The organism is uncultured Chryseobacterium sp. (assembly GCF_913776365.1).
Lineage (GTDB): Bacteria > Bacteroidota > Bacteroidia > Flavobacteriales > Weeksellaceae > Chryseobacterium.
In genome coordinates this window covers 1-10325 of record NZ_CAJYMO010000304.1, presented here as the reverse complement: position 1 = coordinate 10325, position 10325 = coordinate 1, and the positions used below count along the sequence as shown (strand labels likewise).

Genomic DNA, 10325 nt, shown 5'->3' with positions numbered 1-10325 from the left:
GGGTTGAATTGTGAATTTTCGATTGTCAGAGCTTTGGTCTTCAGATCAAAATGATCGTTCATGGACATCACGTGCACCGTTAGGTTGTCAATAGAAATAGGCTCACCGAGATTGATATTGGTAAGATTGGTATCTTTAATAAACCTGCCGTCAACAAGAATGACCAGTCCGGATCCTACGGCAGTCATTACTTCATTATGGATGAATAGTCCGGTATCTTCTCCCAAACCGATCCCTAAGGTCCTGGGATTATTCACGACAGCCTGGAACAGCCTTCCGATCCGTCCGCGTTGTACAAAGTGGGTATCAATAATAACATTATCGATCAGGCCTAATCCCTGTGTGGTTTTGATTTCCCCTTTCAGGAGGGCTTCCGAACTGCTTCCCTGATAGATCATGTTTTCAGAAGCTGCAGCCGCTCCAGCTGAGGTACCGGAATAGATAAAATCCTGCTCCTGGTATTTCAGCAGAATGGTGTCGTGGAAGCGGGTCCCGCCCAGAATGGAGGTCAGCCTCAGCTGGTCGCCACCGGTAAACATCACAACGTCTGCCGCATTGGCCCGGGCCACAATGGCATCTGAATTCGCTTCATCCCGGTTGTGGATATCGAGGATGTTCACGTTTTTAGCCCCTAGAAATTCAAAGGCTTTTTTATATTCGGAACCTACAATCTGGGGAATCTGTGAAGCGGTCGTAATGATTTCGATCACCGAATTTTCCTTCAGTTTCGATTCGTTAATGATCTTCCGGAGAATTCCCCGTTCAAAGAAATTAAGGTTTTTTTCTATATTCTGATCAAAATCGGTTTCAGCAAAACTGCCTTTATTGACAGCGCCACCGATGACAATTAATTTTCCAACGGGTCTCATCATAGTCTGCAAAGTTAAAAAATAATTAACGGCTATAAAAATCTATGGTAGATTATGTTGATTCCTAAGATTTTAGAATCGGTTATTTTTTTTATTTATTTTTTGTAAATCTTTAATCCTGCTATAGTTTCATTCCGGGTTTTGCATTATCTTTGATAGCTGATGGAGTTATCGTTAACTATTAAAAATGCAAATAGACTATGAAAATTGAGAAAATACAGGCGTTGCGCGGCCCTAATATTTGGAGTATCAGAAGGAAAAAGCTGATACAGATGAGGTTGGACCTGGAAGAAATGGAAAATTTCCCTACCAATAAGATCGAAGGTTTCAGGGAAAGAATAGAAAAACTGCTTCCCTCACTCTATAGCCACCGATGCTCCGAAAGCTATGAGGGCGGATTTTTTCACCGTGTAGAGACCGGTACCTGGATGGGACATGTTATCGAGCATATTGCGCTGGAGATCCAGACACTGGCAGGCATGGAAGTGGGATTCGGGAGAACCCGTGAGACCAAGACGCCGGGTGTATATAACGTCGTATTTAATTATATTGAAGAAAATGCAGGAATCTATGCTGCTGAACAGGCAGTACAAATTGCCGAAGCACTGATCAGCAATGAAGAATATGATATCAATGCCTGTATCCAGACCTTAAAGGAAATCCGTGAAAGGGTGCGCCTCGGGCCTTCTACGGGAAGCATTGTGGAAGAAGCTGTTTCGCGTAAGATCCCATGGATCAGGCTTGGAACGAATTCCCTGGTACAGCTTGGGTATGGCGTCAACCAGCAGCGTTTCCAGGCTACTATTACCGGAAAGACAAGCTCTATTGCAGTGGACATCGCCTGTAATAAAGAACGGACCAAGAGAATGCTGCATGATGCGGCCATCCCGGTTCCGGTAGGAGAACTCATCACAGACGAAGAAGGCCTGGACAGCGTGGTGCGGTCAATCGGTTATCCGGTCGTGATCAAGCCGCTGGACGGAAATCATGGCAAAGGTTCCTCAATCAACGTAACCGACTGGGAATCGGCAAAAACAGGTCTTGTCCACGCGCAGCAATATTCCCAGAAAGTCATTGTGGAAAAATATATTACCGGATATGATTTCCGGGTGCTTGTTATCAACAATAAGATGGTAGCGGCAGCCCGCAGGGTTCCCGCTCACATAGTAGGTGACGGTGAAATGACCGTACAGCAGCTGATCGACAAGGAAAATACCGATCCGAGACGAGGCTACGGCCATGAAAACGTGCTGACCGAAATCCAGATTGATAAAGATACAACAGAGCTGCTGGAGAAGCTGAAATATACCTTGGAAACCGTTCCGCAGAGAGGAGAAGTGGTCTATCTGAAATCCACGGCCAACCTTTCTACCGGCGGAACTTCCATTGATGTGACCGATATGGTGCATCCTGAAAACATTACCATGGCAGAAAGGATTTCAAAGATCATCGGCCTCGATGTCTGCGGTATCGATATCATGGCAGAAAACCTTACGCAGCCTCTGAAAGAAAGCGGCGGTGCCATTATTGAAGTAAATGCGGCCCCCGGCTTCCGTATGCATTTAGCCCCAAGCGAAGGGCTCCCGAGAAACGTAGCGGCTCCGGTAGTGGACATGCTGTACCCGCAGGGAAAACCTTTCACCATCCCGATTATTGCCGTTACGGGAACCAACGGAAAAACGACAACAACGCGCCTGATCTCCCATATTGTGAAAAGCAATGGCTACAGGGTAGGTTTCACCACTTCAGACGGTATCTATATCCAGAATACTATGCTGACCAAAGGGGATACGACAGGCCCGATGTCGGCAGAATTTATCCTGAAGGATCCTACTGTGGAATTCGCGGTACTGGAAACGGCGAGAGGCGGTATCTTACGTTCCGGATTGGGCTTCTCCCAGTGTGACATCGGTGTATTGACCAATATTGAGGAAGACCACCTTGGACTGAATGACATCCACAACCTGAAAGACCTGACAAAGGTTAAAAGGGTAGTGCTGGACAGCGTGAAAAAAAGCGGCTGGAGCATCCTCAATGCCGACAGTGAATATTCCATGCGTATTATCAGGGATCTTGACAGCCAGGTTGCCATTTTCAGTATGGATGAAAACAATCCGCATATCCAGAAATTTGCCAAGGAAGGGCGTATTACCTGCGTTTACGAAGAAGGTTTCGTTACCATCAAAAAAGGCGACTGGAAAATCAGGATCGGAAAAGCAAAGGATTTCCCGATCACGATGGAAGGGAAGGCCAAATTTATGATTGAAAATGTACTTGCTGCCAGCTTAGCCTGCTACCTGTACGGTTTCGGCATTGAGGATATTTCCAATTCCCTGCGTACATTTATTCCGAGTGCCCAGCTGACTCCGGGAAGGCTGAATGTATTCAAATTCAAAAACTTCAAGGTACTGATTGACTTTGCCCATAATCCTTCAGGATACGAAGCCATCGAAGATTATCTGAAAAACGTGGAATCCACCAAGAAAATCGGGATCATTTCCGGTGTGGGCGACCGCAGGGACAGCGATATCAGGGAGTGCGGGAAAATTGCCGGAAGAATGTTCGATCATATTATCATCAGAAACGAAAAGCACCTCCGCGGAAGAACCGAGGATGAAATCAACGGACTGATCATTGAAGGGATGCAGTCTTCAGGGAAAAATGTAAGCTATGAGATCATCCCTAAGGAAATCGAAGCCCTGAAACATGCCATGGGAATGGCCGAAGAAGGCACCTTTATTACCGCTTTAAGCGATGTGATTTCCAATGCGATTGATCTGGTTCAGGAATACCAGACCCGTGAGCTGATGGAAGATGATAAGATGCAGTGAATTCGTAAAAGTATTCATTAATTATAATCCCGGCGGCATCTCAGATGCCGCCGGAGTTTTTTAATAACCGGGATAAGTATCGGGTCATTGGATTGGGTCTCCATCAGTATCATTCGAAATTTTATCTTATTGCTGACGATGATTTCCATATTGTAGAAATGATGGATCTGGAAGGTGATCATATGGATGATGACAGAGCCGGCTCATAAGGTGTGATCATCTGAATGCGGGGAGAATGTTTTATCTGGAAAAGAAAATGCATGATTTGCGTAAAGATCTGACCCATTATCATTACCTGCATAATTCCTGTAAAAATTTTAACTACTTCGAAAATAAAAAATATCCGGTATCTGAAAAATATGAAAAACAGATCTTGAGTGAGGAGGCAAAACTGGCACGTATAAAAGCGTTTTTACTATTTGCTAATCCTTTTATCGGCAGAATATCCGGAAGTGATCATTACAGAGAGGGTTTAGACTTTTACAGAACTGAGATCCATTGGATTATTTGCTAAGCAGAAAATCAGCAGAGCCGTCTTTTGGTGGGGATAAAATACAGGATCAAAAGGGTACTGAAAAACAAAACTTCCAACAATTCGGAGGTTTTTGCTTAAAGATTTTCCCAGAGTTTTCTTATTTTCTGCATTTTAACCAGATAAAAATACAATGGAATCAATTCCAGTCGTACGGTAAAGTTGATATTGGGAGCGGTAAACGGAACCACAACCATCATGATGATGCAGACGGCAATCCCTGTGATGGCATCGATGATTGCAGCCTGTGGTGCCCATTTTTGTTCGAACCAAAGCCCGTAAGCAACAATTCCTTTGAACAGTAATAAAACCGTAGTAATCATTCCCGGTACGGTATAGGAATGAGTGGCGGTAATTCCGTAGAGCGACAGATCGATTTTTTGTAGAAATGGTCCGATGATTAAAAAAAGAGCCGCAAAGGAGGCTGTTATCAAAAAGAACCATATGGATATTTTGATCCACAGGGGTAATAAATTTCTTCTTCTTGTAAAGTTTCCTTTTGTTTCAAACTCCTGAAAAGCTGAGCTTTCTTCCATTGTATATCAGTTTTAAAATTATTCCTCCGCAAAAAAAGCATGCGAACTGCCGATCCAGATGGCGTCCTTTTTATTGAAATCCACATTCACCATATCAGCCTTGGTCATCCTTCCAAGATTTTCCAGCAGGACCGGATCGTGTTCATTTTCGTGCCAAATATATAACAATCTTATCTCTGCTTTTGAAAAATCACCGTTGATGTCTTCAAAAACAGGTTCATACTGCACCTTGCGCTGCAGAATATAATTCTCTTTATCTTCTATCACATCAGTAATCTCCGGGGTCAGATGAAGATTGACTCCGCTTCCGGCAAACGAAAATAAAGGCTTTAGAACAAAGTCTTCGAGCTTTTCATGCGTCGGGAATTCGTGAAGGAAATAGCTTTTCGGAACGTACGGATGCTCCAGCAACGGCAGCAGGAATTTGGAAATCTTGAAGAACCAGTTCGGATGGGTAACCCAGGTTACTTCCACCTCATCCCGGAAATCAAATTCGGTTTTAAGGTCGGGAATGCGATCCAGTTCGTCAAAAATGACCCGGTTGTAAATTCTCTTTATCTCAATAAGGCGCCCGCCACTTTCATAATATAGTTTTTTGCCGTCTTTTTTCAGTTTTGTAAGGCAGACGGTCTTGATGCCTAACAATTTTTCGGTCAATGCAAAATCTATGGCGGTTTTCTGCTTTTCCGGAAAAATTTCGAGAAGGATCACGTTTTCCGGGTCTTCAGGTCCAATAATCAGCTTTTTCAGGTGATTCCTGAAATCTTCCTCAGGCATCGTATTCCGGATCCCGGAGAGAAAAGGGTAGACCTCGCAGAAGGTATCCTCAAAAACTTTCTGGAATGCATACAGCGAAGGAAAGGCCTGCAGCTCGATCAGCTGTGGAACGATTTCACCGGCTTCATCCTTACAGATTCCGAAATCAATGGTGAAAAAATGCGGCTGATCTGTATCGCCCGGTACGCGGCAGTTTTCCGGAACTGCCTTCAGGAGTTTTTCCGGAGAAATATTTTTAATCTGGCTGATGATGCTTTGGCTCGCCTCCAATAATTTCATCTCAAATCCTTTTGATAAAAACAAAGGGCTTTCAGAAACCCTGAAGGCAGGCATCAGTCCGCTTTTTTCTTCCAGTATTTCCTTGAACCGTTGGTACTTTTCCTGTGAAAATTCCCGGTTGAACTGTTTTCTGTATGTTGGAATCATAATTTCCCTGTGTTGGTATAAAACCGGACAGCTGCCTGTCCGCCTATTGGTTATTAGTTTACAATCTTAAGAGCTCCCCCTTTTCAGACAGATGTGTCTTCTTGTTCCAGCAGCCGTTCCTTTGCCGACTGCAGGAATCTGGGGATGACCTGTTTCTGGGTGAGGATAATTTTATCTTCATCATCTATCCGGTCTACAGTTTCCAGGTATTTCTCCATTCCGAAACTGTCGATCATGGCCTGCCTGTTCTTTTCATCTTTAAGGTTTTCGATCATCCCTGCAGGATTGGCTTCAGGATGAAACTGGGTCCCGAAAATTTCATCAGAAAAACGGATGGCCATCACGGCACGTTCCAGATGAATATGCGGACGGAATTTTTCAATCCCCACGATTTTCATCCCGAGCTCTTCAAAGCGGTCATGATCAGGTTCTATAAACTGGAATGCCCTGGAATCCACAGCGTAGAAAGGATCGGGAAGGTTTTCAAAGAGGAACTCATCTTTTCCGTCTTCCGTTTTATGGACCGGCATTACTCCGAAGGAATACGATTTTCTTTCACAGATATTCCCCAGCTTCCAGTGGATACCGGCAAGCTGAAAGGAGTGGCAGATCAGGAAGAGGTATTTTTTCGAGTGGTCAGTTTTATTATGGCTGAAAATTCCGTCCAGCAGTTTTGCAAAACGGTCTTCCCATTCCAGGCCTTCCCGGTGGGGATTTCCCGGTCCGCCGGAAGAAATGAAAATGTCAAAATCATCGACAGCCGGCATTTCATTTTTAAACCGGACATCGAAAGCACGGATGCTGACTGTTTCAGCGCTGTTCTTCCTGAAGTCCTCTGCAATTTCGGTGATATTTTTAAATCCCTGATTGACGCGGTTGTTATTCATGTCCAGCAGGGCGATCCGGATCTGTTTAGTAGTCATTCGCTATTGTTGTCAAAAGTATCAAAATATAATATTACCAGGGATTTTCTTCATGGGTAATGCCGTATTCGGTTTCGGCGATCATGTAATCCACTACTTTGGTAAGGTCACCGGTTTCTTTCAGGATCCGGAGCTGCCGGTCTGCCCCGGTTCCGTGTTCCAGGATTTTCCACGCATACTGGGTCTCTTCGCGGCATCCCAGTTCATCCACCACATCATCGATGAATTCCAGCAGTTCCCTGAGAAGATCGGGATAAGGTACCGATTCTTCCTTCCCAAAGTCGATCAGGTGGGCTTCGATACCGCTTTTGGAGGCCCGCCATTTATTTTCGTTCAGCAGCAGCCTCCGGTAGCTCCTGAAGCTCAGGTTCTGCTGATGAAGCTTATAGATTTTAGCCACCAGCGACTGCATGATGGCAGCCAGGCACACGGTTTCTTCTATCCTCAGCGGCATATCGCAGATCCTGAATTCGATGGTCGGGTAAAACGGGTGCACCCGCAGATCCCACCAGATTTTCTTGGCATTGTCAATGGTTCCGGTTTTTACCAGCAGGTCTACATAGCCGTCAAATTCAGCCAGGGAGTTGAAGAAACTGGGGATTCCGGTGCGCGGGAACTTTACGAAGATTTCCTGTCGGTAGGATTTGAAGCCGGTATTCCTTCCGATCCAGAAAGGGGAATTGGTAGACAGGGCATAGACATGGGGAAGGAAATACCGCATCACGTTCTGGATCCTTACACCTTCTTCCCGGTTGGGAATCCCGATATGGACGTGCAGCCCGAAAATCAGGTTGCCCCGCGCCACGTCGCCCATGTCTTCAACAATTTTATTGTAGCGTTCACCGTCCGTAATGGTGTTATGCTCCCAGTTTGAAAACGGGTGTGTACCGCCCCCGGAGACGCGGAGTCCCTGCTCGTGGGCCGTTTTAATCAGGTGTCTTCTGAGGTTGGTCAGTTCGGTTTTGGCTTCCTGTATATTCTGGCAGATGCCTGTCTCCATTTCAATCATGGATTCGTGCATTTCATGCTTCAGATTTTCACTCAGTACCGCTTTTCCGCCTTCTATGATTTTTGAAACGTGCGAGATAAGGTCCCTGCTTTCCACATCGATAATCTGGTATTCTTCTTCGATTCCGATTGTAAACTGGTGTTTCATTTTTTTTCGTGTTTTTAATTAAGATATGGGTTATTTCACAGAATCTTTTACGAACGTTCCCCAGGAAATATTCGGTTTGCCCGGAACATATTCTTTGGCTTTCTCAACGGCCAGCTTGGCTGCATGTTCTACGATCCAGGCGAAATTTTCCTCTCCTACGGAATTTCGGTCTGCATCGGGAGCGGGATTGCAGAAGTCAATGGCATAGGGGATACCGTCTCTCACGGCAAATTCAACGGTGTTGAAATCATATCCCAATGCTTTGTTCATCGTAAGCGTATATTCATTAATCGTCTTCAGCAGCTTTTTCAGCTTTGCCCCGGAAGTTTTATGGGAGGTTTCATACCGCAGATGGGGCTCGTTTCCGGGAGCATACGGCATGATATGGACATATTTCTGCCCCAGGCAATAGACGCGGTAATAATCGTCAAAAATGATTTCTTCCTGTACCATCATCACGAGCTGTTCCGTTTCTCCCAGCTTATTCCAGAGATCCTCCGGACTTTCCACCCGGTAAACGTTTCTCCATCCCCCGCCGTCATGCGGCTTCATATAGGCAGGAAATCCTACATAGTCGAAGATGTAATCCCAGTCATGGGGGAATTTCAGGTTTCTGAAAGACGTTTCCGAAGTATTGGCAGGCCGCTGGGAAGAAGGCAGCAGTACGGTTTTCGGGAGCGGGATGCCCAGCTTGCTCATGAGGGCGTTGTTGAAGAATTTTTCATCTGCGCTCCACCAGAAGGGGTTATTGATGACATATGTTCCGTTCAGTGCAGCATTTTTCAGGTAAGCACGGTAAAAGGGAACATCCTGTGAAATCCTGTCGATAATAACGGCATACCCGTAATCTGCACCCTGTTCCAGTTTGTCAATGGTTACCGGTTCCGCAATAATTTTTCCGCCTCCCAACTCATTCACCTTATCAATGAATGCCCATGGAAACGTATCTTCCATTCCGAATAAAATTCCGACTTTTTTAGCCATAATGTATTTTTTAATGTTTAATTTTTTTGAGTTAATCGAGTATTCTCTCATACTGATCTGTGTAAACCATAACGTAACTGCTTTTATACACTTTAATGATCTTCTAATCTGTTCTCAGGTGAGCAGAACGGGTCTGCAAACCTAAAAACAGCTGACAGAAAAAGTTTCTGCGACTTTGTGTTCAGGTGATCTGCCATCTTTAGCATCATCAGTACGTGTAAAAATGAACTAAGAGAAAAAAGCCCCTATAAAAGTCGGGAAAACCATTCTCCACAATGGCCAGTCGTGGCTGATCCATTTTCGTTCATCATACCAGAAATCAATTCCTTTTTCACCGAGGATGTCTGCCATTTCCCTGTTTTTGTCCCTGCAGATGTCCTGATCGGAAGTGCTGAGCACAATGTGCATGTGCCTGTATTTCCAGGCTTCGTCGTATTTCACAAATTCCTTCGGACAATTGAAGTACACCAGGTCATCGGAATAGCCGTCCATGAAATTACGTATGCTGAAAGCACCTGAAAGGCAGAAAAGGTGCGAAACAACGTCCGGGAACCGGAATGCGAAATTGGCTGCATGATAGCCGCCGAAGCTTGCCCCGGCCACCGCTACGCGATGGGTCTGATGCAGTTTCTGGATATAGGGCACGAATTCCCGGATCAGGAACTGCACGTATTTTTCGTAGTTCTGTATCCGCTGCTGCGGGGAGATGCTTTCATCATAAAAACTCCGGCTGTCGATGGTCTGTATATTATACAGCTTCACCTTTCCCTGTTCTACGAACCAGTTGATGCTTCCGTTGAGATGAAAATCATGGTTCTGGGTATACTGCCCGTTGGAAGTCGGAAACATGATAATGGGATAACCGTAGTGGCCGGTCACTTCTACCTGCAGGCTCGTTCCCAGAATATGTGAATAATAATCGGTATGTTCTATTTTCGGCATTTTTGTAATTTGATTAAATGTATGTTGTTGATCCTATAAAGTGAATAAACTTAATTCCTCCCAATTTTTCATTTTCGGGAATGTCTGAAATTTTAGTCTTATCTTCCGGAGGTTCAGGTAGTCATATTTCCTTGAATCGCCGTTTTCCACCGGGTTAGCTGGCAGCAGCATCATCAATGCATTTATTAGAGGTTTTACTTCCCAGTCTTCTGGTCCAACTCTTCTTATACTGTTTTTTAAAACAGAATTTTCCGGTGCACCCAGCTTTATGAAGTCAATGTATGCTTTCATATCCATCTTTTTTCTTAAATCATGACATGGGCTTGTCTTTCGGAGGAAGGATGTTGAG

General features: G+C 44.9%; 9 protein-coding genes. 1 reads left to right on the top strand and 8 read right to left on the bottom strand.

All coding sequences use genetic code 11. The features are described 5' to 3' along the window. Window positions 1–869: cyanophycinase (locus QZ735_RS15680; RefSeq protein ID WP_294250271.1), on the bottom strand; the 869-nt coding region annotated here is incomplete at its 3' end. Between the two features lie 200 nt (window positions 870–1069). Here QZ735_RS15680 and cphA point away from each other — a divergent pair. Next, entirely contained in the window at window positions 1070–3700 is a 2631-nt protein-coding gene (cphA, locus tag QZ735_RS15675; protein ID WP_294250268.1) for a cyanophycin synthetase, read from the top strand. Between the two features lie 609 nt (window positions 3701–4309). On the opposite strand, the gene QZ735_RS15670 is transcribed toward cphA, so the two are convergent. From QZ735_RS15670 to QZ735_RS15640, 7 genes are all read right to left on the bottom strand, one after another. Next, window positions 4310–4768 (bottom strand): hypothetical protein, encoded by a 459-nt coding sequence (locus tag QZ735_RS15670; RefSeq protein ID WP_294250266.1) that lies wholly within the window; start codon window positions 4766–4768, stop codon window positions 4310–4312. Between the two features lie 18 nt (window positions 4769–4786). After that, entirely contained in the window at window positions 4787–5971 is a 1185-nt protein-coding gene (locus tag QZ735_RS15665) for a hypothetical protein (protein WP_294250264.1), read from the bottom strand. A gap of 83 nt (window positions 5972–6054) precedes the next feature. Continuing rightward, window positions 6055–6894, bottom strand: coding sequence for a GMP synthase (locus QZ735_RS15660; protein ID WP_294250262.1), 840 nt, complete (start codon window positions 6892–6894; stop codon window positions 6055–6057). Between the two features lie 34 nt (window positions 6895–6928). Then, window positions 6929–8050 (bottom strand): carboxylate-amine ligase, encoded by a 1122-nt coding sequence (locus tag QZ735_RS15655; RefSeq protein ID WP_294250260.1) that lies wholly within the window; start codon window positions 8048–8050, stop codon window positions 6929–6931. Window positions 8051–8080: 30 nt separating this feature from the next. After that, window positions 8081–9034, bottom strand: a complete 954-nt coding sequence (locus QZ735_RS15650; RefSeq protein ID WP_294250258.1) for a hypothetical protein — start codon at window positions 9032–9034, stop codon at window positions 8081–8083. 228 nt (window positions 9035–9262) lie between these two features. After that, window positions 9263–9976 carry an alpha/beta hydrolase-fold protein gene (locus QZ735_RS15645; protein WP_294250256.1) on the bottom strand — a complete coding sequence of 238 codons (714 nt, stop codon included), beginning with the start codon at window positions 9974–9976 and terminating at the stop codon, window positions 9263–9265. A 33-nt stretch (window positions 9977–10009) separates the two neighbouring features. Beyond that, window positions 10010–10325: hypothetical protein (locus tag QZ735_RS15640; protein WP_294250253.1), on the bottom strand; the 316-nt coding region annotated here is incomplete at its 5' end.

What these genes read in the sequence shown, in the direction of transcription:
- QZ735_RS15645 (WP_294250256.1), bottom strand. Translation starts at nt 9,976, where the DNA reads ATGCCGAAAATAGAACATACCGATTATTATTCACATATTCTGGGAACG.
- QZ735_RS15650 (WP_294250258.1), bottom strand. Translation starts at nt 9,034, where the DNA reads ATGGCTAAAAAAGTCGGAATTTTATTCGGAATGGAAGATACGTTTCCA.
- QZ735_RS15655 (WP_294250260.1), bottom strand. Translation starts at nt 8,050, where the DNA reads ATGAAACACCAGTTTACAATCGGAATCGAAGAAGAATACCAGATTATC.
- QZ735_RS15660 (WP_294250262.1), bottom strand. Translation starts at nt 6,894, where the DNA reads ATGACTACTAAACAGATCCGGATCGCCCTGCTGGACATGAATAACAAC.
- QZ735_RS15665 (WP_294250264.1), bottom strand. Translation starts at nt 5,971, where the DNA reads ATGATTCCAACATACAGAAAACAGTTCAACCGGGAATTTTCACAGGAA.
- cphA (WP_294250268.1), top strand. Translation starts at nt 1,070, where the DNA reads ATGAAAATTGAGAAAATACAGGCGTTGCGCGGCCCTAATATTTGGAGT.
- QZ735_RS15670 (WP_294250266.1), bottom strand. Translation starts at nt 4,768, where the DNA reads ATGGAAGAAAGCTCAGCTTTTCAGGAGTTTGAAACAAAAGGAAACTTT.